Origin of the sequence: Mucilaginibacter sp. CAU 1740 (assembly GCF_039839285.1) — a bacterium.
Classification (GTDB): Bacteria; Bacteroidota; Bacteroidia; order Sphingobacteriales; family Sphingobacteriaceae; genus Mucilaginibacter.
Genome location: NZ_JBDOQS010000014.1, coordinates 153711 through 177995 on the forward strand (window position 1 = coordinate 153711; position 24285 = coordinate 177995).

The window sequence follows — 24285 nt, forward strand, 5'->3', positions numbered from 1 at the left end:
AACAGGGTTGAGACATGAACAACACTAAAATCAAATATTATTGCTTTAATAAAAATTGCAGTGTTTCATTTATCAACACGATACTGCGCATACGAGGTAAATGTTTTGCAGGAGGACACCTTTGAAATCATGCAGGACCGCTCAAGTATGTGGGTTAGCTTTTATTTCATGGCTGGACCTGAAGTAAATGCCTTATTCTTTAAATCATCCTGTATATTGCCCGCTTCTTACTAGCAGAAATACCCGTGTAGTCCCCCAATTAGCGAACGAACTAAGCGTAAACGACAATTATCTTAAATGGAATTAGATTGTGCTTAAGAGATAGATAGTCTTTATAATCGATATTTTAATGCCTACAGAAGCTGTAATTAATTTTCGGGGCAAGGGTAAAAGGCTTAAAATGTATCCAAAATATCAAGAAAATCATAAACGGAAATCGGTGTAAAGTTAAGAACAGGTTAAAAGTGCTCATTTCTTTTTTATTTTAAGTTGAATGAAAAAAAAATAATTAGAAGTGAAACTATTTTTAAAAATAAACATTAACTACTTACAGCTCAAGCGATCTACCATATTTTCAAGCACTTCTCTTTACCAACATTGCTGTCATTACCTTAAGTGTGATTGCCATGGAAAAATTCCCTGAAGTGCCGACAATTAGTCAGCAGAGATTAACGAGGTCTGAAAAAACAGATTTATTTATTACTATTCTTTCCGACCTTCACAATTCAAAAGTCGCGTTGATCAATCATCTCTCTTTTTTCGTATCCAGAGCTTACGCTAAAGACGTTAAGTTGCTTCTTCTCGAATCCGCAACTATTATTAATGGCCAACTGATCAGGGTTTGTTTAACGAAGAATCTGTTAGGTTTAACTTTGACTACCCAAGCACCGATGTTAAACGGATGCCTTAATCTGGAACAATTCCTGAAAGAAAACATAAATAGCAAATCCCCCAAAACGGATGTCATTATCCTAACCCATCTCATCATAGCCGAAGGGATCGAGATAGACGCCTTCAGGGTACTTCTCAGTTTGGCAAAAAACATCAAGCCGAAAAGTATCGTCAAACTTATGTCTGTTTGTTGCAAGGAGGCTCATCAAAGTAAAAAAGCGCTGAAAGCCATGCTTGCTTTACACTAATCATACAACAAATTAAAATAAATTAATCTACATGGTTCCTATCTATTTTACCTTAAGTCCTCAGCTGTCTTTAATAATAATACCGGACACGCAGGCTCATCTCGACGGGCACACGATCATTACGCGTACCTACCACATCCATAAAAAGGACGAATCTCTCTCGAGAGAATTTTACCGTAACCTGGAGATACTGGGGATAAATCATAATGACGAACCAAGTTACATGGGCTATCTAACTTTCGATGTACCAGGACGTATATACAGCTACACAAGAGATGGTGATTTGACCCTATCCTCTGACGAAATAGAGGAACTGATCGAACAATTAAACGAGGTAAGGGAAAACCCAGGCATGTGGCCGCGTCAGGAAGAATAACCTTACCTGCCGTAAGCGTAACATGATTATGCCCGCCAATATCATAAACGCTTATCCAGCATTTTTAGAAATTACAAAAGCTGGAAAGATCTTGCTCGAAAAATACCAAATTTTGGTTTAACAATGCGAAAGATATTCCTTCGCATTTGCATTTATACCAGCGGCGGTGCGATAGACCCGCTTTTATTTGTTAAGCCTCAAAATGAAACTCCGCCAGCTGTTACTGCACCCGTAGTAAAGTTGGCGACTATGGCAAGTTACAGTGATATCCCGGTCACCATCAGCGCAGCTACAAGAAATTCATATAAAGTTATTTATCCCGATAACAGGTCAGTATTTGTTAATGCCGTGCAAGTAAAACCACTTCTTGATCTTCCCGAAACTATCCGGTACCGCCAACCATTATATAATGCGCCAGACAGCAATGCGGCGCAAATTACCGAGCTTAATACCAAAGATAATGTTAAAGTTAAGGGAATATTTAAAGGTTATCAGCTTATAGGTTTTGGAGATAAAACCGGCTGGATCAAAATACCCTCATCAAAAAACACAGCGTCGAAAATAAATTCCGGCGCTGTGTTTTAAGTTGCTGCTTTTGAAAATTGCAAAAATTAATGTGTGCTTTTCAAAGCCCAGGCAATCAGCACGGGTTGAAAGAATAAGCGCGCCAATCTTTTGTTAGATGTATCAAGCCCGAACGCATTCCTGTTGTGCGTGTATTGCGCTATGTTGCCGGGGAAGACGGCGGCGAAAAAGCCGGCAGCAACTTTCCCCATGGTTTTTTCAGTATGTTTACTACTTAGCGCCAAAGTTGCACCTAACGCTATTTCAGCAAAGCCAGAATAAATAACCGTATCATCTTTTTTTAATGGAACCCAGTTGGGTACCTGTGCCCTGAAATCTTTGCGCGCAAAGGTAAGATGGCTGATACCGGCCAATACGAGACTTGCGCCTAATAATATGCGCGCGGCTGTTTTGATATTTTCTTCTTTCATAACAATTTACTTTGCTACCTGATCTTTTATTTTTTCATCAAGCGCTTTTACGGCAGCGAGGTGCGCTTTAAGCGTAGGGAGTTGCCGTTGCGCAAACGCCTTGACCGCCGGATCTTTACCATTCACGGCATAATTTTCAAAAGTTTGAACCGTGTTATTATGCCCTGCCAACATGCCGTGTACATACAACCTGTCAAAATCCGGACCTGCATTTTTCAGGTTGAAATCGGGTTGGATACCACCGGTTGCTGCCGCAGGCAAGTTATAACCCCTGCTTTTAGCCAGCTGTAATAGTTGCTGCTCCGCCTGGGTATGATCTTTAACCATCATCTGTCCAAAAGAACGAACGTCGGCGAGGTTTGCTTTTTGTACAGCAAGTTGGCCTGCACTTGCTTCCTGCAGATTACCGATGCTGGCAACGATCAGAAAATGTTGAGCCGTTGTATCAGGATCAGGCTGTGGAATCTGGGCATGTGCGGTGAAACCGCCAATGCACAGCAATGAAATAAAAATCGCTTTTTTCATGATCTATTTGGATTAAGGCTGACCAACACCACCCGATGCACCATAAATCTGCCCGGAAGCAAAGCTGGCATCGGATGCTGCTAATTGTACATAAATAGAAGCCAGCTCTGCAGGTTGCCCCGGCCGGCCCAGCATGGTCCAGCTCCCAAACATTTGTTGTTTTTCGGGCTGCGCGCCACCACTGATCTGCAGGGCGGTCCAGATTGGCCCTGGCGCGACGCCATTAACCCTGATACCTTTCGGGCCTAATTGTTTGGCAAGGGATTTCACATAATTCATGGTAGCAGCCTTGGTTTGCGCGTAAGCATATAGGTCTGGCGACGGATCATATGCCTGCTCTGAAGTAGTGCCGATAATAGCTGAACCCGGCGGCAAATGAGGCAATGCCTCACGGATGATCCAAAATGGCGCATAAATGTTGGTTTTCATGGTAGAATCAAACTCCTCGGTGGTCACATCTGCAATAGAATTGATAGACTGCTGCCTGCCGGCATTGTTAACTATAATGTCCAGACCGCCGAGGCCGCTGATGGCTTTTTGCACTAGTTGCTTACAGAAATCTTCGCTGCGCAGATCGCCGGGGATAGCGATAGCTTTACGCCCTTCTTTTTTAATCAGGGTGATCACCTCCTGCGCGTCCTGTTCTTCGGTAGGATAGTAATTGATCGCTACATCCGCACCTTCGCGTGCGTAAGCAATCGCTGCCGCACGGCCCATGCCCGAGTCTCCACCAGTAATGAGGGCTTTTCGTCCCATTAACCTGCCCGACCCTTTATAGCTGGTTTCACCACAATCAGGTACCGGGTCCATTTTGCTTTGCAGGCCCGGCCATGGCTGGGGCTGACTCTTATATGGTGGTTTGGGATAAAGTTTAGTTGGATCGCTTATCTTTGCAGGGCCATCAACCGGCTTATTTAATGTTCCTGTGGTTGCCAATGCAGGCGAAACAGTGGCCGCTGCAATTGCAGCTCCCAAGCCGGCAACTACCTGTCGCCGGCTCATTTTATTTTCTTCGTTCATGTTAGTTTTCGGTTTATCTGTTATTTTTCCAGGCCTGTAGGTGTATTATCCATGATTAGGCCTGATGGCTAATTTTTATTTGCTGTTCCTGATCAACCGGCTGCTGCTGCTCATAAATGGCATGTGCAACCGAACTATCGGGCATCAGGTTACTCATGTTGACCTGAACTTTATTTTTAAAACCCGAGATCACGCGGTCATCGCCGGCCATCAATGCGTCGTAGCCATCCTTAGCTACACCCGCCGGATCGGCCAGGGCTTCTTTATCCTCTGCTATTTTGCTATCGAGCATGCCTGCTTTGTTAAAGAAGTCGGTATCAGTAGCACCTGGCATCAGGGCTGTTAACGTAATGCCTGAGTCTTTTAATTCCTCGCGAATTGCTGTAGTGAACGAAAGCACAAAAGCCTTAGTGGCGTGATAAACCGCCTGCCATGGTCCAGGGAGTTTGCCGGCAACAGACCCAAGGTTCAGGATTTTGCCCTCGCCGCGCCCAAGCATTTGTTTTACAAAATGTTTGGTCAGGATCACAGTTGCACAAACGTTCAGGTGGATGATATCCAGCTCACGTTCGATGTCATTATCCTGAAATAAGCCATATACGCCCTGGCCAGCATCATTAACCAGCACATCAACGGGCTGATCAATCTCCAGACATAAAGCTTTCGCTTCTTCCATTTTGGACAGGTCTTTAGATATGATCCTTACATCAACTCCGTAATTAAATTTGAATTCTTGTTGTTTTATTTCGAGTTCATCCTGATTGCGTGCCACGATGATCAGGTTATAATGATTTTGTGCGAAGAGTTTGGCCAGTTCATAGCCGATCCCGCTTGTCGCGCCTGTAATAAGCGCTGTTTTTTGTTGATTTTCCATAGGTAGATAAAGTGCTAATGCTTAATTTTCAATTTTTATAGGTTCGGTATTATCCGTTGGTTTCCTCCGTTCCCAGGGTTTCAAAACGACTTTCACGCAATCCTCTTCTTTTTTATCGAAGATCTCGTAACCATATGTCACTTCGCTCAGGGGTAGGGTGTGGGTGATTATATCGTCCAGTATTACTTTTTCTTCTTTTACCAGTTCAATTAAATGGTCGATGTAATTCAAAACCGGTGCCTGGCCCATTTTAAGGGTTATACCTTTATCGAATAAACGGTGCAGCGGGAAATTATCGTAAGTTGATCCGTAAACACCCATAATAGAAACTGTTCCCATCCGACGAACAGCCTTAAAAGCCATATCAAGTACTTTCATGCTGCCTACCTCGAAATTGATCAGGGCTTTTGCCTTATCTATAATGTTGCGTTCCGGTTCAAAGCCTACAGCATCCACGCAAACATCCGCACCGCGGCCGCCGGTCATTGCGCGGATGGCTTCGACAACGTCGACATCATTGGGATTAAGCGTTTCCACTTTATTTACCGCTTTAGCTTTCTCCAGGCGATAATTTAGTGGGTCTATTGCAATGACGCGGCTTGCGCCGTTGATCCAGGCTGCTTTCTGTGCCATCAACCCAACCGGGCCGGAACCAAATATGGCCACAACCTCGCCGCCTTTTAACTGCGCCCAATCGATTGCCGACCAGCCGGTAGGGAAGATGTCTGTCAGGAACAAAACCTGTTCATCGGTCATATTATCTGGTACAATTCTCGGGCTGATATCCGCATAAGGCACACGTACATATTCCGCCTGTCCGCCGGAATATCCTCCATACAGGTCTGTGTAGCCAAATAGTGCAGCACCTTTCTGATCGGCCATGTCACCGTCGGGCCCATAATGTTTATAATTGGAATTTTCGCAGGCCGGAGAAGCATCATGTTGGCAGAAAAAGCAATGGCCGCAGGATATTGGGAATGGTACAACCACGCGGTCGCCTTTTTTTAATTTGGTCACGCCCTTACCAACTTCTTCAACAATGCCCATAAACTCGTGTCCCATTATCATGGGTTTTGGTTGCGGTACGCCGCCGCTCAGGATATGCAGGTCGGAACCGCAGATGGCTGTAGAAGTAACTTTTAAAATGACATCGTTATCCTGCTCCAATCGGGGATCTTCAACGGTATCGTAGCGAATATCGCCGGGTTTGTGAAATACTGCTGCTTTCATAGGAGAATTTAAGTTTTAATGTATTGATTTAACTTTAGGTAAAAATATTGTTTTTTAATTTATCACATAAATAAAATGATATGGCACACTTGAACCTTTTTTAAGGTTATCGGCCTTATTATAACTTAAGAAGATGATGATTGACTTCTTTGCTTCTTCTTACCGAGATCAGGAAAAGTAGGTTACTCAAAACCATCTCTTAAAGATGATACTAAGAAAATCGGTGAAAAGTAAGTTCGGTTTAAGTTTACCAACTTGAGTCAAGTAGCACTTTAACCATCGGCTTTGCTAAATCGTTAGGATAAAATAAATCCGTTTTTCGGATGGAGAAAATCGGAACTCAATTTATTCCAGCCGATTATTATAAATGAAATAACAAATAACGAAGGCCACCTTTCGGCAGCCTTCGTCAATCTTAAAAAATTATTCTGTTTCTGCAGCGGCAGCTTCGTTTACATAGTTTTCAGCTACCTGGGTAAGCAGAGAATCCGCATTTTTCTCCTCGGCGAGGGTTTCGTCGAGCAGGCTTTGTGCTTCGCTGAAGCCAAGGGTGCCAGCCAGCGTGCGCAAAGTTCCGTAGGACGCAATTTCATAATGTTCAACTTTTTGGGCTGCCGAAATGATCGCTACGTCGCGTACCTCGGTTCCTTTTTCGGTATCGCTTAACAGTTCTGTAGCCTCGGCCAAAAGCCCTTCCATTGCAAGGCATTTTTTTGCAGCCGCTTTTTCACCTACCGATTCGAATACACTTTCCAACCTGGTGATCTGGTTCTTTGTCTCTTCAAGGTGCGTGGTGATGGTCTGTTTCAGATCTTCAGATGTTGCGCCTTTAATCAGTTTAGGCAGGGCGGTAGCCAAATGCTTTTCGGCCCAATAAATATCTTTTAATTCGTCAACGAATAATTCCTTCAAAGCACTTTCGGCTTCGGGTGTGCGGCTTGCAGCTGCTGCAGTCGCTTTTTTGTTTGTTTTTGTAGGCATAATGTAGTTTTATAAATGTTAATTGATTTGATTTTGACTGCGGTAATCAATCGCTTTATATAAGTGCAATTACTATTCCATAAAGTTGTGTTGCTGCATCGATCCTAAGGATTAAGGTTTGCTCTTCCGGCGCAAACAGTTGCCTTCCTCTTTTTTGGTTGCTCATCCTTTTTTATGGACCAAGTGTGAGCGGATAGGAGAGCGATAGGGAGTGCAAAAGCAACGATAAACGCAGCGGCGATCTTTCGTTTTGATGTTTTTTTCATAGTGATAGGTATTTAATTTAGCGTAGTTTATGTTCTGGTGCTGCGAGTAGCATCTTCCCGCGTTTTCATTAAATTATAGCGCATGGCATATTTAACCAATGCGGGCGTATTGCGAACACCGGTTTTATTGATCATGGATTGCCGGTGGCCCTCAACCGTTCGTTTACTCGTAAATAGCTGATCGGCTATTTCCTGGTTGGTACAACCGTCGGCAATCAATTGCAGTACCTCCATTTCACGTCCCGAAAATTCGATGTTAGGCTCAACAATAAGTGACGTCATTTCGGTTCCCTTTAAAAAAAGGAGGGTAAGCCTTGATGCGAGTTGCGTGCACATATAGTATTTACCCTGATTAACCTGACCGATGGCAAAAATCAGTTCGTCCCGTGCAATCGATTTGGTTAAATAACTTTTTATCCCCGATTTAAACGCGTCAATCAGATAGTGTTCCTGTTCTTCCACGGTAAACATGATAGTTTTGATGAAAGGGAAATTCCGGCTGATATGCCCGGCCAACAAAATCCCGTTAATGCGTGGCAAGTGCACATCGGTAAGAACTACATCAGGCACAACATCCGCGCTTATTAAATCGATTACACTTTCACCGTCTGACGCCTGGGCAAGCACTTCAAATCCCGGTTCATTATTCAACAAGTTTTTTACACCGGCCAAAGTATGTTCATTACCATCTGCTATCAGCACACGTATCATATTATTTTTTTTGAGAAAAAAATTGAATTTTTATTCGGCAAATTTTTCACCGGTTAGCCGGTAGGTATCGGAATGGTATTAATTTAATAATGATTTTTTTTCTTAAATGTTTCATAATTTAAAAATTTAGAAATATTGAAACAGATTTTATTAGCAAGTACGGTGAGAGTTACGAGTCAATTTTATATTATTGCCTCTCTTAATTATTACCGACTTTCAGTAGCATCAAACTAAAAACATACAACAGGTAGTTTACACGAACTTTTCACGTATATACCGTACAAACAGCATTCACTTCTGTCATGTTGTCATTGAAGCGTTTCAACAAAAGAAACGCTTCTTACATTAACAACATGAAGATATTTACCTGGCACATACACGGAAGTTACCTTTTCTATTTATCGCAGGGTAATTATGAAATTTACATACCGACGAGCGCTGAAAAAGCAGAGGGCTATTACGGACGCGGAGAAACCTTCCCTTTTGGCCCGAACGTAATTGAAATACCTCATGATGAGGTAAAGAACCGGGAATTCGATTGCATCCTTTTTCAAACCAATCAAAATTACCTGGCAGACCAATACGAGATCTTATCTGAAGAACAACGCGCGCTGCCAAAAATCTACCTTGAGCACGACCCGCCGCGCCAGCACCCAACCGATACCAGGCACTTAATTAACAACCCGGACATTACTCTCGTGCATGTAACGCATTTTAACCGTTTGATGTGGGATTGCGGCGATACGCCAACGATGGTCATAGAGCACGGCGTTACAGATCATGGTGCGATTTATAGCGGTGAACTCGCCAAAGGGATAGTAGTTATCAATAATCTGCCCTCCCGCGGCCGCTTATTAGGTTTTGACGTTTTTAAAACCGTAAAGGAAAAAATTGCTGTGGACCTGGTGGGTATGGGTACGGGCGAATGGGGACTCGGCGAGGTGCTGCACCCGCAACTCCCGGCGTTTCAATCGAAATATCGCTTCTTTTTTAACCCTATCAGGTATACCAGCCTGGGCTTGGCCATATGTGAGGCTATGATGATGGGAATCCCGGTTGTAGGACTTGCCACCACCGAATTATCTGCTGTAATTGATAACGGTGTGAATGGCTATATCCATACCGATGTTGATTACCTGATAGAAAAAATGCAGCAATTGCTTCACGATCCTGGAATGGCCGCTGAAATTGGAGCAAGGGGACGGGAAACAGCGATTGCGCGCTTCAATATCAACCGTTTCGCTACCGGTTGGAAGCAATTATTTGAAAAGGTAAGCAATCCTTTAAGACTTATTGATACCGAAACAAAACTGATGTACCATGAATAACTTTCCACTAAAAATTGCCTTTATCAGCGAACATGCCTCACCATTGGCTTGTCTTGGCGGCGTAGATACCGGGGGCCAGAATGTGTACGTGGCACAACTGGCAAAACACCTGGCAGATCAGGGGCACATTATTGATATATATACCCGGCGTGAAGATAACAGGGCGCAAACTGTAGTGGAGTGGGTACCTAACGTTCGGGTTATCCATGTGCTTGCAGGCCCGTCAAGGATCATCCCGAAAGAAGAAATCCTGACCATCATGCCCGAGTTTGCCCGTTGGATGCAAAATTTTATAAGTAGAGAAAAACTGAATTACGATCTGGTACATGCAAATTTCTTCATGTCAGGCCTGGTTGCTATGAAACTAAAGCTAAAAATGAGGATCCCTTTTGTTATCACCTTCCACGCACTTGGGCATGTAAGACGTTTGCATCAAAAAGAAAAAGATCTGTTTCCGGAAGAGCGCTTAGCGATAGAAACGGTGCTTTGTAAAGAAGCAGACCAGATCATCGCGGAGTGCCCGCAGGACAGGGAAGACCTTATGGAATTTTACCAGGCCGACCCCGATAAAATCGCAATTGTGCCCTGCGGATTTAGCCTGGCAGAGTTTTACCCTATTAGTAAAAACATAGCGCGTAAAATGCTGCAGATAAAACCTGACGAGAAAGTTTTGCTGCAACTTGGCCGTATGGTGCCGCGCAAAGGCATCGACAACGTGATCCGCTCCATAGCATCACTCAGCAAGAAAAGCGCTGAAAAAGTCAGATTGCTGATTGTTGGTGGAGATCAGGATAATATGACCGAATCGTCATGCCCCGAATTTAAACGGCTATCAGATTTGGCCACCTCTTTAAGGGTTGCAGATAAGGTGCATTTTGCAGGTAAGAAAAACAGGGAATACTTGAAATTTTATTACGCTGCTGCGGACGTTTTTATTACTACGCCCTGGTACGAACCGTTTGGCATTACACCGCTTGAGGCTATGGCTTGCGGTACTCCGGTTATAGGTTCCAACGTAGGCGGCATCAAATATAGTGTGGTTGATGGTATTACAGGCGCGCTCGTGCCACCTAAAGATGCAATTGCGCTTGCTCGAAAAATAGATGAACTTATGGCCGATGATAGTGTGTTAAGCGAGATGGGGCAAAATGCCTTAAAACATGTGAATGCTAATTTTACCTGGAAAAAGGTGGCCGAAGAAATTGAATTGGTTTATAAAGTGGCATTAAGGCAAACTGCCAAACCGTTCGCCCGTAAAAATACTACACGTATTAAAGCTGCCTGATATGAATAAAGCAATTTTCTTAGACAAAGACGGCACACTGATACCGGATATCCCTTATAATGTCGACCCTGATAAGATAACCCTAACTGGGCATTGTATAGAGGGCTTGCGAATATTGGCCGCAACAGGGTACAAGCTATTCCTTGTTTCCAATCAATCCGGTATTGCAAGGGGATATTTCAGCGAAGCTCAGCTCTTGTGGGCGATAAAACGCTTGTATGAATTGTTTGAAGCGGAGGACATCAGGCTTGATGCCTTTTATTACTGTCCCCATCACCCGCAAGGAACCGCTGACGGTTACAACATCAACTGCGATTGCCGCAAGCCAATGCCAGGGATGCTGCAAAGCGCCGCCATGGAGCATCAACTTGATCTTGGCCGGTGCTGGATGATAGGAGATATCCTTAACGACGTGGAAGCCGGGAACCGTGCAGGATGTAATAGTATTTTAATTGATAACGGAAATGAAACCGAATGGCTTGAAGGGCCATACCGGCAGCCGGAATTTAGTTGCAGCAATATCAATGAAGCTGCAACGTACATTTATAATTATAATTTATCAGATGTCGGGCTGGAACAGCGTTAGAAATATTTTATGTATCCGCCCTGATAATATGGGCGACCTGATCATGAGCGGTCCTGCATTGCGCAAACTTAAGCAAGGGTTAGACGCCCGAATCACGGTATTAACATCATCTATGGCAGCGGGCGTGACACCATTTATGCCCGAGATCGATGATACTATAATTTTTGATCTGCCATGGGTCAAAACTGCTAATGCTGAAGGACCAGAGACCTTGTTAAAGTTAATTGGGGGGCTTAAAGAATATAATTTTGATGCCGCAGTGATTTTTACGGTTTACAGTCAAAATCCGCTACCTTCGGCGATGATCGCTTACCAGGCAGGAATATCCAGAGTGCTGGCCTATTGCCGCGAAAACCCGTATGGTTTGATAAGTGATTGGGTGCCGGACGAAGAACCTTTTCAATATATTACCCACCAGGTTGAACGGGATTTAAAACTGGCTAACTATGTTTGTGATGCAAACATCGACAAGCGTTTGAAACTAACAGTCAACGATGCCGACTGGCCCTTAATTGCAGATCAGTTGAAACAAACAGGATTAGACCCTGATAAACCATGGTTGACCCTTCATGCCGGGGTGAGTGAAATAAAAAGACAATTTCCGGAAAGACTTTGGATTGAAACTGCGGTGCAATTAATATCACAAGGCTACCAGGTATTACTCACCGGTTCAGTCGGGGAAAAAGAACTCATAAACCGTTTGCAGCGCAAAATAGGTCTGGGTGCGTATAATGCAGCAGGATTATTCTCAATCAAACAATTGATCATCCTTATTTGTCATACGCCTTTATTGTTATCTGTCAATACAGGCGTAACTCATATAGCCGCGGCGGTTGGCACACCGGTAGTTGTTTTATATGCGCAAACCAATCCGCAACACACTCCTTGGATGGTGCCCAGCGCGGTAATGGAGTTTCCTGTACCTGATGGATTGAAAAGTAAAAATGGCGTCATCCGTCAGGTCGATGATATCGTTTACAGCGATCCGGCACCGATGCCCCAACCTGCGATTATTGTAGATCGCGTGATCGGCCTGATCAGGCCACCTTTTGTATCAGGTCGACAGTTTCACGAAATACAACGTGAAAATCCGGAGCTTTCAGCCAATCGATAGTGCGGTGACGGTAGGTATCTAATGGTCCCCAGCGGTGTGGTTCACCATCCATACTGATCACTACACTTGGTGTCTTAAACGCAGCCGCTAAGTGTGATACACCGGTGCAATTTGAAAGAAGCAAGGCAGCATCCCTGATCAATGCACCAACCGCACCCAGCGATGTTTTTCCGGTGGTGTCGATAGCGGTGTTTTTCATCTGACTGATCACAGCATTGGTAATGTCCCCTTCATCATTTGTACCGGTAATTACCGCATGGTAACCCTGGTCGATACAAAAATCGGCAAGTGCTGCGAAATAGTTAACCGGCCATTGCCGCCATGATCCTCGTGAGCCGGGGTGGATACAAACGTATCGCTGCGGTTCTATCAGTAGTTTTAATTGGCCCAACTCCACCAGGTCTGCTTCTGATAGGGGGAACTCAAGCTCATTACCCAGGTTGGCGATGCCCAAATGCTCCATCAAAGCGATATGTCGGTCTATTTCAGAGCCGTAGTTTGGATAATCTAAAAAGAGCCCGTTATCCGGCGCGTAGTGTCCATCGGTTTTAAATCCTGCGACATGCCGTGCGCCAAATAATTCCATCATGGGGTTCACAACAGAGCCACTGCCTTGCATCTGCAACAACAGATCAAATTGTTCTGCCTGCATTTGATCAATGAAAGCGGGAAATATCTTTACGTCGAAATCCTGTTCCGGCAACCCAGGATAACCGGGAAAATGGAAAAAGCCATCAAAATAGTGATCGAAGCGTTTGGTAAAGCCTTTTGCCCATGGCAAACCTAATAAAATAATTTCAGCATGCGGATAAGCGCGTCGCAACGCACGGATAGCAGGGATGGTACATAACAGATCGCCCAATTGGAGCGCCCTGAAAATGCCAATTTTTTTTATTTCCTGAACAGGTAATTTCATGTTTAAATAAATAATACGCGGTATTTAAAAGCTCCATACCATTGCCAATAAATGGAATAAAAAGGGATGAGTATTGATGTAAAGATCATTTCAGCCACATGCCTGAGCGAACGGCTGGTACGGTACAATCGCCTGGCGATGAAATAAGTAGTAAGTATTAACCAACCCATGCCCCCAAATGCTATAAGCAGAGAAGCATTAAAAAATAACCCGATGATAAAAACCATAAAACAGGCAATGATCAGGTAATATAAAATAGGGGGCTGGGATTGGATTTTAACACGGTAAAGTGCCGGGAATTTTTGATAAAGTAATGCATTAAATAAGGTTTTCTTTTGCTCTTTCAGGCTGACACCCCAACTTGCCTGGCGTACAGGATGAACTACCGTTGCGTGATTGATCTTTTTGATATCAATATGATGGAAGATCAGTTTGAATGCCAGGTCACTGTCTTCACGCCATGCCATGCTAAACCGTTCATCAAAACCGCCGGTAATAAACAGGGCGAGTTTTGTACAGGCACAGTTAGCGGTAACAAAATCGGCGGTTTCCAGGCCTGCTGTGTTAAGTTCGTAGTCGGTAGGGCGCTTGCCCCTCGGTACAATAACACGACCGGTAAATGCCTGCGCCCTGGTGGGATCAGCTTCTGCAAGTATGGCCTTAAGCCATGTACTATCGGGCTGACAATCATCATCGGTAAATGCCACAACAGCAGCTTTGGCGGTAAGCCAGCCGAGGTTTCGGGCAGCGGCCGGTCCTTTTTTATCCGGCAGGCAGAAATAACGGATATTCAGTAGTCCGTTAAATTCACTCACGGCTGCTTCGGTCTCCTCATCGGGGCCATCGCTTATTATCAATACCTCAAATTCCTGTTTATTCAGCAACTGCAACTGAAGCGCTTTCAGGCATTTGCTGAGTAATTGCGGTCGCTTGTATGTTGGGATTACTACTGATATCTGCATGTTTTTCAATTATAAATGAACCAATGATCAAAGCATCAAAGGGGGAACTCCAAAAACATTCAATGGCATCGCGTGGTGTACAAACTATAGGTTTACCAAGCGTATTGAACGAAGTATTGATCAGTACAGGAATGCCGGTTTTACGATAGAAGGCCTTTAGCAGATCATAATATTTTTTGTTTTGCTGTTCGTTCACTGTTTGTATCCGTGCTGTGCCATCGGTATGCCGCACAGCAGGGATCCGGTCGGCTTTATCCGCTTTAACATCGTATATAAACAACATAAAAGGCGAATAATCGGCACCTTCAAACCAGTTGCCGGCTTCCTCTTCAAGCACAACCGGTGCTACAGGCCGGAAATCTTCCCGATCTTTAACTTCGTTCAAGCGTGCCTGCATATCGGGATTGATAGGCGAGGCCAGTATGGAGCGGCTACCCAAAGCCCTTGGGCCAAATTCCATCCTGTTTTGATACCAGCCTATAATTTTATCCTGTGCAAGCACCTCAGCCGTTTCTTCGGCAACATTTTCCATGCGGCGGTATGGCAATTTGCACCATTTCATGAATTTTTCAATTTCATCGTCGCTGTATTCCGGCCCCCAATAGGCATGGTCCATCACAAACTCACGTTGATTGCTTTTTCGCTGCTGTGCGTCTATCCATAATGCGGCACCTAAAGCGGTACCGTCATCGCCGGATGCCGGCTGCACCCAGATATTGTTAAATGCTTTGGCATCTCTTATACGCGCATTGGCCACACAGTTAAGCGCCACGCCGCCTGCCATGCATAAATTTCCGGAGCCGGTTTCTTTTTGCAGCCAACTGCTTATGTTCAGCAAAGTCTCCTCTACTACCAATTGCAGTGAATGCGCAATATTGAAATGATGGGATGTAAATTCATGATGGCGCAAGCGTTGCGGTCCAAATCGTTCTGTGAAATTTTGATTGGTAATAGTGTATTGACCATTAGCGCTCAAGGTGATCATCTCCCGAAAATCCTTTACAAAATCGGTATTGCCGTAGGAGGCCAAAGCCATTACCTTGTATTCGTCAGAGGAGTGCAGGAAGCCCAAGTGGGTTGTAACCTGTTCGTAAAGCAAGCCCAAAGAGTGCGGCATATTCACCTGGCCTATGCGCGTTAGCTGTTGCCCGGCGCCAAAATTATAAGTTGTTGTAGCCAGTTCGCCACGCCCGTCAACGGTCATTACCGCGGCCTCATTAAAGGGCGAGCAGTTAAAGGCACTGGCGGCGTGGGCCACATGGTGCTCTACATAATGCCATTGCTCCGGTTTTATATTTGCGCCTATAAAGCGTTTTTGAAGATGATGAGGATAACCATCATTAAGCTGCGCGCGCGCGTTCATAATGGAAGATAAAAACAGCGGGTCCCATACGTTCAACCAATCATTGTTATCAATTTTTCCGCCGTTTTCAAATGGTATCTCTATGGTTGATTTACCACAGTATTGTTCGCCAACCAATAGATAAGGATCGAATGAATAAGCTACATGATTTATATCGTTGATATGAATGTCGGCTACGCGCAGGCAGTAATCAATGGCATGAAAGGGCAATTCCCAGGTTGAAAATGGTACCGGCCTTTTGCCATGTTTAAAGTGGGTGAACCTTTCCTCCTCCGCAGCTGCGATTAGTTGTCCATCTTTTAATAAACATGCCGCCGAGTCGTGAAAAACGGCATTTATTCCTAATGTGTACATACTTTATAGTTTCTAACCTGTTTGCTTTCAGCTTAAATAACATGGACACTGTTCATGCAGTTTTTAGCATCTCCCGAGCAGATGGTAAAATAGGTATGCGGATATAAAGGTTTATTTATTAAGTATTTGAAAATCAATACTCTGTTGTATTATTCTTGCTGTAGTTAGTTTGAAATTCAGTAGTTATCACGATCATTTAACGTAGTTTACGCAATTACAGGAAGAGATGATTTTGTTAGTCAATGATAATCGAAACGGCTATTTTGAAAAAATATCGAGTACTTATCCGGGTTGATATGTGTTTTTATACACCGATGTAAAAATCCCTAAGCCGAACTTTGGTAAAAGCGGGAAACTGTGTTTTTTTTTCGTTTACCTAAAAAGCAAAATGCCATTCTTAGATCATGTATTGCAAATTCCATCGTATGGTTGGAAAGATCCTGCCGGGGTCCTGGTTAAACCAACCTCAGGTCAAATTTTAAAAGAGTTTTTTTCCAGGTTAAATCTTTTTAGAACCCGTAGAAACTGGCTTCCGGCATTCAGCTGGATAAAAGTGATTTGCTTATCGGTTTTTTTTGTGATGTTTTTGGCATATTATCTGAGTTGGTGGACACTGTTGGCGGCGTTTGTATACGGCATGATCATTATGGGCACACACGGTACCATCTGGCATCACCGGTATTGTACCCATGGAGCCTATAAATTTCGTAACGGTTTCTGGCGCTTTGTTACCCAAAATCTCACCATTAATGTGATCCCCGAAGAAATTTATGTGATCTCCCACCATGTTCACCATTCTAAATCAGATCAGCCCGGCGACCCTTATAATGCGCAGGCCGGTTTTCTTTATTGCTTTTTGGCCGATGTTAACCATCAGCCGATCGCTAAAGATCTGAGCGAAGGCGATTACAACAGGGTGCGGTCTCTCATGAAACATACAGGAGTAAAAGCCAACACCTATGCGCAATACCAGCAATGGGGCTCGTACGTTAATCCTTACAGGGCTGTATTATCCTGGATTCTGAACTGGGGTTTCTGGTATGGGGCATTTTACCTGGTGGGTGGAAATGCACTTGCGTTTAGCCTGTTTGGAGCTGCTGGCTTCTGGGCGGTTGGGGTGCGCACTTTTAATTATGACGGCCACGCCAAAGGGAAGGATAAACAACGTGAGGGAACGGATTATAACCAAAACGACAAATCGATCAACCAGTTATGGCCAGGTCTGGTAGCAGGCGAGTGGCACAACAACCATCATTTATATCCAAAAAGTGCCCGTAGTGGTTTTAAACCACACCAGATTGATCTGGCCTGGTATTATATCAGGATGATGAATTGGCTGGGTGCGGTCACCGAGTACCGCGATAACAAAAAGCAGTTTTATGAACGTTACTATCTGCCACATAAAAATGCCAACCTAAATCAATAACCACAGTAACTTAATTATCCAAATCAACAGCCTGTAATGAATGAACCCACAAACGATAAAAAAACATCCGGCCCTGTATTAAATCAGGATCAGCTTCGCATCTTTTTCATTAATCATTTGAACCGGATTTTCTGTGCTAAATCGCATTTGTTTGAGCGATTGCCCGAACTTACGGAACATGTGCATTTCCAGGATCTGAAACATGCTATTTTAGAGACCTGGGAAGATATAGGCAAACAGGTTGCCCGTATTGAAGAGATTTTTACGCTCCTTGACGAAGTACCGTCTTTAAAAAACTGCGAAGAACTGATAGGCTTTATGGAATCAGGTTTTTCAGGAATCTATCATAAAAAGGAAGAAGCTGAACTACGTGATCTATCTCTATTATTTTATCTATCTCTTATTGAAAGTGTAGAACTTGCTTCCTTTCAACCGTTACAAATGGCTTCTATAAAAATGCCTAATAAGCAAATCCAGCAGTTGTTGAAAGAAAATTTCGACGAATCAAAAGCAGACCGGAGCTTATTCGTCCAGATAGCTGCACGGTACATCAATTAATTTCATCGAAACAATGGGAGGGATCAACAAAGTTATGCTGGTAGGGAACGTTGGAGAAGAGCCGGCACTTCGTTATATCAACAACGATATTGCTATTACAAGTTTCCAATTGGTTACTGCAGAGCGTATAATAAAAAACGGAGTCAAAACCGAGCATACTGAGTGCCATAATATTGTGATGTTGCGCGGTGTTGCGGAGCATGCGTTTAAGGTGTTAAAAAAAGGCAAATTGATTTGTGTGGAAGGCAAACTTCAAACCCGCTTTTTAGATGATCCTTCAGGCATGATAAAAATTACCGAGGTTGTAGCTATGTATTTCAGGTTGTTGGGCAGAACCAGCGATTTTGACGAAGTGCCGGAAATAAAAGGCGTATGATAGCCTATCCGGAAGACACCAGGATCTCCGATGCAGAACTCTGCCTATTGATACAACGCGGTGAAAAAAATGCAGCGGAAATACTATATGATACTTATGCGGGTTTTCTTTTCCTGAGTATTATTCGCATAGTACGAAACAAGGAGCTGGCAAAGCGGGTTCTCGAAGAAACGTTTAAAAAAATTTGGCATTCGATACCTGATTACGAAATAGACAAAGAGCGAATTTATACCTGGATGAAAGCGATAGCCTACGACTCAGCTAAAGAAGCTTTATCTCAACTCAATAAATGAAAATAATATCAAAGATATTCAGACCGGAAAGTGGTAAAATAGTCATGATTGGTACATCTGCCGGTGGCATGAGCGCTTCCATAAAATTATTGCACCAATTCCCGATAGATTTTCCGGCACCTATTCTCATTGTACAACATATATCCGGCGATGCTTCCGGCGATGCTCTCTTGCAGGCATTAAATGAAAGTATTGAGCTTAAATGCGTTCATGCAACGCAAGATGCTCCCCTTGAAAACGGAAAGGTGTACCTGGCGCCATCCGATCATCACCTGATGGTATCTAAAAGCGGGCATCTGCAGATAACCAAAGGGGCGCAGGAAAACCGATCAAGGCCGGCCATCGATCCCTTGTTCCGTTCTGCAGCGGTTGCTTTTGGCAACCGTGTAACCGGCATTGTACTTACCGGATATCTGGACGACGGTACAGCTGGCCTTATTGCCATTAAACGATGTGGAGGTACCTGTATCATACAGGACCCTAACGACGCGGAATACCCGGATATGCCGCAAAACGCATTGAACCAGGTAAAAACCATCTACCGGTTGCCGATAGCAAAAATGGGAGCTGCGCTCACAAAAATATTGGCAGCCCCGGCAAAAAAGCAAGTGAAGATTCCGAAGGATATTGAACTGGAAGTTAAGATAGCCGAGCGTGTTCTTAGCGACCTTGCCGCGGTAAATGAACTGGGCCATCAGGTACCCTTTAACTGCCCGGGTTGTGGCGGCGTGCTGTGGAAGATAAAAGAAGGCTCATTTTTGCGGTACCGCTGCCATACCGGTCATGCTTACACCGCGGCAAGTTTGGTAGCCGAGCAAACTAATAAAATTGAGGAAACGATGTGGGTGGCGTTACGCATGTTTGAGGAGCGGCGAAATTTGCTCACCACGCTCGCCAAAGGACAAACAGGAGCCGCCGCACGTTCTGCCGAAGAACGCGCCGCTTTGTCTCAGGTTCATATTGACAGGATCAGGGCAATTTTACTCGCTGATGATAAGGCTACTAAAAGCGACCTGCCTTCATAGCTTGCTTTAAACAGCATGGATAGCAGATTGCTGTCGAATTTAATTACCTTTAACCTTACAAATCAAACCAGGCGGAAACCAGATGGTCAAATCAAGAAAAGTTGTCGTACCGGAAATAGCTCAAAAAAAAAAGCGGGTAAAGGCCGGCGGTAAAAAGTCAAAATCGTTTCCGGTTATTGCCATCGGCGGTTCAGCGGGTTCTTTTTCAGCCTACGAAAAGTTTTTTGCAAACATGCCTGCTGATAGCGGTATGGCCGTCGTAATCATTATGCACCTTGATCCGCTGCACAAAAGCCTGCTTTCTGAAGTGATGCAGCGTTATACCGCTATCCCGGTAATTGAAGCCACCGATGGCATGGCAATCGGGCCGGATCATATTTATATCATTCCATCCAATAAAGATATGGGCATCCATAATGGTAAACTCCTGCTGTTAGCCGCGTCAAAACCGGAGGGAGTGAGGCAACCCATCGATTATTTTTTTCAAAGCCTGGCTAATGACCAGTGGAACAGATCGGTAGCTGTAATTTTATCAGGAATGGGTGCTGACGGGGAAACGGGCATCCGGATGATCAAGGAAAATCTGGGCATGACGATAGCCCAGGATCCGCAAACCGCGGACTACGACAGCATGCCCCTGGCAGCGATAGGCACCAACCTGATTGATTATGTGCTTGCCCCTGAAGAAATGCCGTTAAAGATCATTCAGTATCTGAACCATCCCGTAATAGCGGAAGAAGTGGATGACGACCTGAAGATGTCATTAAAAAACAACAATGCCATTAACAAAATATTGATGTTGCTGCGTTCGCAAACGGGTAATGATTTTGCGCTGTATAAAAAAACTACCGTTACACGCCGGATAGAACGCAGGATAGCCTATTACCAGTTTACAGATTACGCGCATTATGCGGCATACCTTAAGGATAACCCGGAAGAGATTGATAATCTGTTCAATGAACTTCTGATAGGGGTTACCAAGTTTTTTAGGGACGCCGAGGCTTTTGAATCCTTAAAACAGTTGCTGAAAGAACTGATAGGGCGAAAGAAAGTTGATGAGCCCGTTCGCGTTTGGATAGCGGGCTGCTCTACCGGCGAAGAGGCGTATTCTGTTGCTATGTTGCTGGTGGAAAGCTTTGAAGAACTCAAACGGAAAATTATGCCGAAGGTTCAGATTTACGCTACAGATCTTGATCCGGCTGCCTTGGAGCATGCACGAGCCGGCCTTTATCACGAAAACATTGTAGCCGAAGTATCGGCCGCTCGCCTGAAGAATTTTTTCACCCGCGAGGACGACCGTTATCGTGTAAAAAAAGAACTGAGAGATCTTGTGGTATTTGCGCAGCAAAACCTGATCAAAGATCCGCCATTCATCAAACTCGACCTGCTTTGCTGTCGAAATATGCTCATCTACTTTACACCGGAGCTTCAAAAAAAGATCATCCCCTTGTTTCACTATTCCCTTAATCCAGGCGGAATTATGTTCATGGGGCCGGCCGAAACGATAGGCGGCTTAACTGACCTGTTTCGTTCGCTCGATCCTAAATGGAAATTATTTGGGCGGCAGGAAGGTAACATCGCGCTGCGTGATATGATCGACTTTCCCTACCAGGCATCCAAACAACCTTTACACACAGTAAAACCTCATGAAGTGAATACCACCAAGCAAAAACGTTCTTTTACAGATATTTTTAATAAAGTACTAATCGACAAATTTCTGCCGCCTTCGGTGCTGGTTAACGAAAAGGGTGATATCCTATATAATAACGGCAATACCGGCAAATACCTGGAACTGCCCCGCGGCGAAACAGTAGCGAATAATATTTTAAAACTGGCCCGCGAGGAACTAAAATACGCTTTATCCAGTAGCTTACAGCAGGCGCTTAAAAGCGGCGATACACAGGTAAGAGAACATATCACCTTAAAAGATGGCAAATATAGCCACCTGGTAAGCATACGGGCTACAGCTGTACGGGAGCATGAAATGCCTGCGCTGGTAATGTTTGTATTTGAAGATCATGGACTGATAGAAGTAAGTAAAAAAGCGCAACATCTGTCGTCATCGGACGGAGATGCAATGGCTGAGGCGTTAAAAAAAGAATTGGTTTATACCAAGCAGCAGCTAAACACTACTGTTGAGGAAATGGAAAGCTCGATGGAAAAACTCAGGCTAAGTAATGAAGAATTGCAAAGCACCAACGAAGAGCTGCAGAGCACCAATGAGGAATCGCTGACCACGAAAGAAGAAATGCAGTCGTTAAACGAGGAACTCATGACCGTGAATAGCCAATACCAGTTAAAAGCGGAAGAACTGACCCGGCTGAACAACGATATGAAAAACCTGCTGGACGCAACGGAAGTTTGTACGCTGTTTCTTGATAATGATTTGAATATCCTCCGCTACACCCCGCAGGTGCGCCATTTATTCAACCTCATCGCAAGCGATGTTGGGCGGCCTATCAGTCATGTGGTATCTAATTTCGAAAAACCTATAAATGAAGATGAAATCCGTGAGGTGATTGATAAGCTGACCATTAAGGTTACAGACTTGCGTACCAGGGATAACGAATGGTACCGCGTGCGGATCATGCCTTATCGTACCCTGGATAACTATATTTCGGGTGCTGTATTAACCCTTACTCAAATAACAGACTTTAAGCTTATGGAATCAAACCTTGAAGTTTTGAAAGATTATGCCGCATCCATCTTAAATGATCTTCCGGAGGCTACCATTCAAATGAACAAGAATTTTGTTATTATAAGTGCGAACGGAACAGCGCTGAAGTTGTTTAAAATAACCCAACATGATCTTCAGGGAAAAAACGCGGCGGAGCTTTTAAAGAAACTATGGAAAACAGAAGAGGCCGAACTGTTGTTAAGCCAGTGTTTAAATGAACGGAAGGAAGTATCAGCAGCCGTAACTACCAAAACCAGGCAGCCTAAAATATACCAGCTGAACGCCCGCCCATTTTTCGAGCAAACGGAAACAACGCCTTTAATCGTATTAAGGATCAATGAAAGTCAAAGCAGTGCATAATGATTTGTTAACAGAAGTAAGCGGGAAATCGCTTAATGAAATGCGCCTGCAAAAAGTGCTGGAAGAACTGCATTTGCACCAGGCCGAACTGGAAATGCAGAACGATGAGCTTCGCGTAGCCAATGAAAAACTGGAGATGCAACATCTCAAATTTTCCGGAATTTACGACCTCGCACCAATTGGCTATTATATCCTTAATAAAGACGGCCTGGTTAGTGAAGTGAACAATGCGGGCATCTCGCTATTGGAAACCGTTAAGGGTAATATTATCGGCAACAGGCTGCAAAGTTTCGTGGCCCCCGAATACCGGGATACTTATCACCTTTTTTTTCGTGAAATTTTGAACAGCGGAAGAAAGCAAAGTCGCCAGTTAAAAATGTTGTCCAGAAGAGGGCGTGTGTTTTACGTGCAGATGGAAGGCATAATGGTTAACACCGTACGGAATTTACCGCTTCAATGCGATATCGCGGTTATGGATATTACCGAAAGGGTTGAGGCGGAAAAGGTATTGGCCAAAACAAAAGAGCGGTTGGAGTTGGCCCTGGAAGCTTCATCATCAGGTACCTGGGAATTGGAACTGGATACCATGAAGTTTTACCTGGATGAGTTTAATTATCAAACCTGTGCCATACCCGGAGGTAAATTTGACGGCCGGTATCAAACATTTATTGGGCTCATCCACCCGGACGATCGCCTTGCTGTCGATCAGCAATTTCGCACCGCGCTTAATAATCAGAAGTCTATCGATCTGGTTTGCCGCTTTGATAACCAGAGCGGTAATACGCGCTTTGCCAGCATCCGCGGACATGTGATCACCGAACCGGGACAACCAAACAGGTTTGTGGGGATCATGATGGACATTACTGCAAAAAAAGACCTTGAAGAGGAAGCCGTCCGCGTCAAACACGAGCAGCAGAGGAATATAGCACTGGCAACTATTCACGCGGAAGAAAATGAGCGTTCGCGGATCAGCGAGGCTTTGCATGATAGTGTGAGCCAGCTGTTATACGGCATTAGGATAAAGATTGGCACTTTATTGGATTCGGACAATGCGGCAGAAGCACTGAAGGGCGTTTATAAACTGCTTGATATGGCCGTTTTAGAAACGCGGAATATCTCTTTCGAACTGGCACCGGCTATCCTGAGTGATTTTGGGCTCCGGGCGACTATAGAAGAAATGGCCAGTCGCTTAACCACGCCGAAGATGATCATCAAAACCAAGCTCATGAGGCTAAACGAGCGGATGGATCTACCTGTGGAATCTAATATTTTCAGAATCTTGCAGGAACTGGTCAATAATGCCATGAAGCACTCGGGAGCAAGTTTGATCATTATTGAAGTGAAAAAAAACAAAAATGTTGAATTAACAGTTTCGGACAATGGAAAGGGTTTCGAGATTGGCAAGCCGGGAGATATTACCTCAGGATCGGGGCTTAGCAGCATCCGGAACAGGCTAAGCCTCTATAATGGATCCATTGATATTAACTCTAAACCCGGAACTGGTACGATGGTGAAAATTACGCTCGAAATAAGACCAGAATAATT

25 protein-coding genes are annotated in these 24285 nt (G+C 44.2%); 14 read left to right on the plus strand and 11 right to left on the minus strand.

Features of this window, described 5'->3' with window-relative positions; all coding sequences use genetic code 11:
• Positions 1-626 precede the first annotated feature (626 nt).
• The 3 genes from AAFN85_RS25650 (at position 627) to AAFN85_RS25660 (ending at position 2100) form a co-directional block, all read left to right on the plus strand.
• Entirely contained in the window at positions 627-1139 is a 513-nt protein-coding gene (locus AAFN85_RS25650) for a DUF892 family protein (RefSeq protein ID WP_347530687.1), read from the plus strand.
• Positions 1140-1170: 31 nt separating this feature from the next.
• Positions 1171-1515, plus strand: a complete 345-nt coding sequence (locus AAFN85_RS25655) for a hypothetical protein (protein WP_347530688.1) — start codon at positions 1171-1173, stop codon at positions 1513-1515.
• A gap of 123 nt (positions 1516-1638) precedes the next feature.
• A complete protein-coding gene (locus AAFN85_RS25660) occupies positions 1639-2100 on the plus strand; it encodes a hypothetical protein (protein ID WP_347530689.1) in 462 nt (153 codons plus the stop codon).
• 26 nt (positions 2101-2126) lie between these two features.
• On the opposite strand, the gene AAFN85_RS25665 is transcribed toward AAFN85_RS25660, so the two are convergent.
• The 8 genes from AAFN85_RS25665 to AAFN85_RS25700 form a co-directional block, all read right to left on the minus strand.
• Positions 2127-2510, minus strand: a complete 384-nt coding sequence (locus AAFN85_RS25665) for a hypothetical protein (RefSeq protein WP_347530690.1) — start codon at positions 2508-2510, stop codon at positions 2127-2129.
• 6 nt (positions 2511-2516) lie between these two features.
• Positions 2517-3035, minus strand: a complete 519-nt coding sequence (locus tag AAFN85_RS25670; RefSeq protein ID WP_347530691.1) for a DUF4142 domain-containing protein — start codon at positions 3033-3035, stop codon at positions 2517-2519.
• A 12-nt stretch (positions 3036-3047) separates the two neighbouring features.
• Positions 3048-4055, minus strand: coding sequence for an SDR family oxidoreductase (locus tag AAFN85_RS25675; protein ID WP_347530692.1), 1008 nt, complete (start codon positions 4053-4055; stop codon positions 3048-3050).
• Positions 4056-4110: 55 nt separating this feature from the next.
• The gene (locus tag AAFN85_RS25680) at positions 4111-4929 is read right to left on the minus strand and encodes an SDR family oxidoreductase (RefSeq protein ID WP_347530693.1); all 819 of its coding nucleotides are present in this window, start codon (positions 4927-4929) and stop codon (positions 4111-4113) included.
• Between the two features lie 21 nt (positions 4930-4950).
• A complete protein-coding gene (locus tag AAFN85_RS25685) occupies positions 4951-6159 on the minus strand; it encodes a zinc-dependent alcohol dehydrogenase (protein ID WP_347530694.1) in 1209 nt (402 codons plus the stop codon).
• Between the two features lie 423 nt (positions 6160-6582).
• Positions 6583-7140 carry a ferritin-like domain-containing protein gene (locus AAFN85_RS25690; RefSeq protein ID WP_347530695.1) on the minus strand — a complete coding sequence of 186 codons (558 nt, stop codon included), beginning with the start codon at positions 7138-7140 and terminating at the stop codon, positions 6583-6585.
• Between the two features lie 104 nt (positions 7141-7244).
• Positions 7245-7406 carry a hypothetical protein gene (locus AAFN85_RS25695; RefSeq protein WP_347530696.1) on the minus strand — a complete coding sequence of 54 codons (162 nt, stop codon included), beginning with the start codon at positions 7404-7406 and terminating at the stop codon, positions 7245-7247.
• 27 nt (positions 7407-7433) lie between these two features.
• Positions 7434-8117, minus strand: coding sequence for a response regulator transcription factor (locus tag AAFN85_RS25700; RefSeq protein WP_347530697.1), 684 nt, complete (start codon positions 8115-8117; stop codon positions 7434-7436).
• 353 nt (positions 8118-8470) lie between these two features.
• Between AAFN85_RS25700 and AAFN85_RS25705 the strand changes: the two genes are divergently transcribed.
• The 4 genes from AAFN85_RS25705 to AAFN85_RS25720 are packed head-to-tail and all read left to right on the plus strand — an operon-like array spanning position 8471 to position 12430.
• Complete coding sequence (locus AAFN85_RS25705) at positions 8471-9445, plus strand: glycosyltransferase family 4 protein (protein ID WP_347530698.1); 975 nt, start codon at positions 8471-8473, stop codon at positions 9443-9445.
• Positions 9438-10730 (plus strand): glycosyltransferase family 1 protein, encoded by a 1293-nt coding sequence (locus AAFN85_RS25710; protein ID WP_347530699.1) that lies wholly within the window; start codon positions 9438-9440, stop codon positions 10728-10730. The genes AAFN85_RS25705 and AAFN85_RS25710 overlap by 8 nt, the downstream gene beginning before the upstream one ends.
• Position 10731: 1 nt before the next feature.
• On the plus strand, positions 10732-11316 hold the full coding sequence (locus tag AAFN85_RS25715) for an HAD family hydrolase (protein ID WP_347530700.1): 585 nt from the start codon (positions 10732-10734) through the stop codon (positions 11314-11316).
• Complete coding sequence (locus tag AAFN85_RS25720) at positions 11294-12430, plus strand: glycosyltransferase family 9 protein (protein WP_347530701.1); 1137 nt, start codon at positions 11294-11296, stop codon at positions 12428-12430. Before AAFN85_RS25715 ends, AAFN85_RS25720 begins: the two co-directional genes overlap by 23 nt.
• Here AAFN85_RS25720 and AAFN85_RS25725 read toward each other — a convergent pair.
• From AAFN85_RS25725 to AAFN85_RS25735, 3 genes are read right to left on the minus strand one after another with little or no spacing between them, the layout of a single operon-like run.
• Complete coding sequence (locus AAFN85_RS25725; protein WP_347530702.1) at positions 12354-13346, minus strand: glycosyltransferase family 9 protein; 993 nt, start codon at positions 13344-13346, stop codon at positions 12354-12356. The genes AAFN85_RS25720 and AAFN85_RS25725 overlap by 77 nt on opposite strands.
• 2 nt (positions 13347-13348) lie before the next feature.
• Positions 13349-14308, minus strand: coding sequence for a glycosyltransferase (locus AAFN85_RS25730; RefSeq protein ID WP_347530703.1), 960 nt, complete (start codon positions 14306-14308; stop codon positions 13349-13351).
• The gene (locus AAFN85_RS25735) at positions 14220-16025 is read right to left on the minus strand and encodes a carbamoyltransferase C-terminal domain-containing protein (protein ID WP_347530705.1); all 1806 of its coding nucleotides are present in this window, start codon (positions 16023-16025) and stop codon (positions 14220-14222) included. Before AAFN85_RS25735 ends, AAFN85_RS25730 begins: the two co-directional genes overlap by 89 nt.
• Before the next feature lie 388 nt (positions 16026-16413).
• On the opposite strand from AAFN85_RS25735, the gene AAFN85_RS25740 reads away from it, so the two are divergent.
• The 7 genes from AAFN85_RS25740 to AAFN85_RS25770 all read left to right on the plus strand — a co-directional run bounded on the left by AAFN85_RS25740 (position 16414) and on the right by AAFN85_RS25770 (position 24283).
• Complete coding sequence (locus tag AAFN85_RS25740; RefSeq protein WP_347530706.1) at positions 16414-17451, plus strand: fatty acid desaturase; 1038 nt, start codon at positions 16414-16416, stop codon at positions 17449-17451.
• 36 nt (positions 17452-17487) lie between these two features.
• Positions 17488-18009, plus strand: coding sequence for a DUF892 family protein (locus tag AAFN85_RS25745; protein ID WP_347530707.1), 522 nt, complete (start codon positions 17488-17490; stop codon positions 18007-18009).
• 13 nt (positions 18010-18022) lie between these two features.
• On the plus strand, positions 18023-18385 hold the full coding sequence (gene ssb, locus AAFN85_RS25750) for a single-stranded DNA-binding protein (RefSeq protein ID WP_347530708.1): 363 nt from the start codon (positions 18023-18025) through the stop codon (positions 18383-18385).
• Positions 18382-18678: a hypothetical protein gene (locus tag AAFN85_RS25755; protein WP_347530709.1), complete on the plus strand. Its 297-nt coding sequence runs from the start codon at positions 18382-18384 to the stop codon at positions 18676-18678. The genes ssb and AAFN85_RS25755 overlap by 4 nt, the downstream gene beginning before the upstream one ends.
• Positions 18675-19703, plus strand: a complete 1029-nt coding sequence (locus tag AAFN85_RS25760; protein WP_347530710.1) for a chemotaxis protein CheB — start codon at positions 18675-18677, stop codon at positions 19701-19703. Before AAFN85_RS25755 ends, AAFN85_RS25760 begins: the two co-directional genes overlap by 4 nt.
• A gap of 82 nt (positions 19704-19785) precedes the next feature.
• The gene (locus tag AAFN85_RS25765; RefSeq protein ID WP_347530712.1) at positions 19786-22740 is read left to right on the plus strand and encodes a CheR family methyltransferase; all 2955 of its coding nucleotides are present in this window, start codon (positions 19786-19788) and stop codon (positions 22738-22740) included.
• Positions 22718-24283: a PAS domain S-box protein gene (locus AAFN85_RS25770; RefSeq protein ID WP_347530713.1), complete on the plus strand. Its 1566-nt coding sequence runs from the start codon at positions 22718-22720 to the stop codon at positions 24281-24283. Before AAFN85_RS25765 ends, AAFN85_RS25770 begins: the two co-directional genes overlap by 23 nt.
• The last annotated feature ends 2 nt before the right edge of the window (positions 24284-24285 follow it).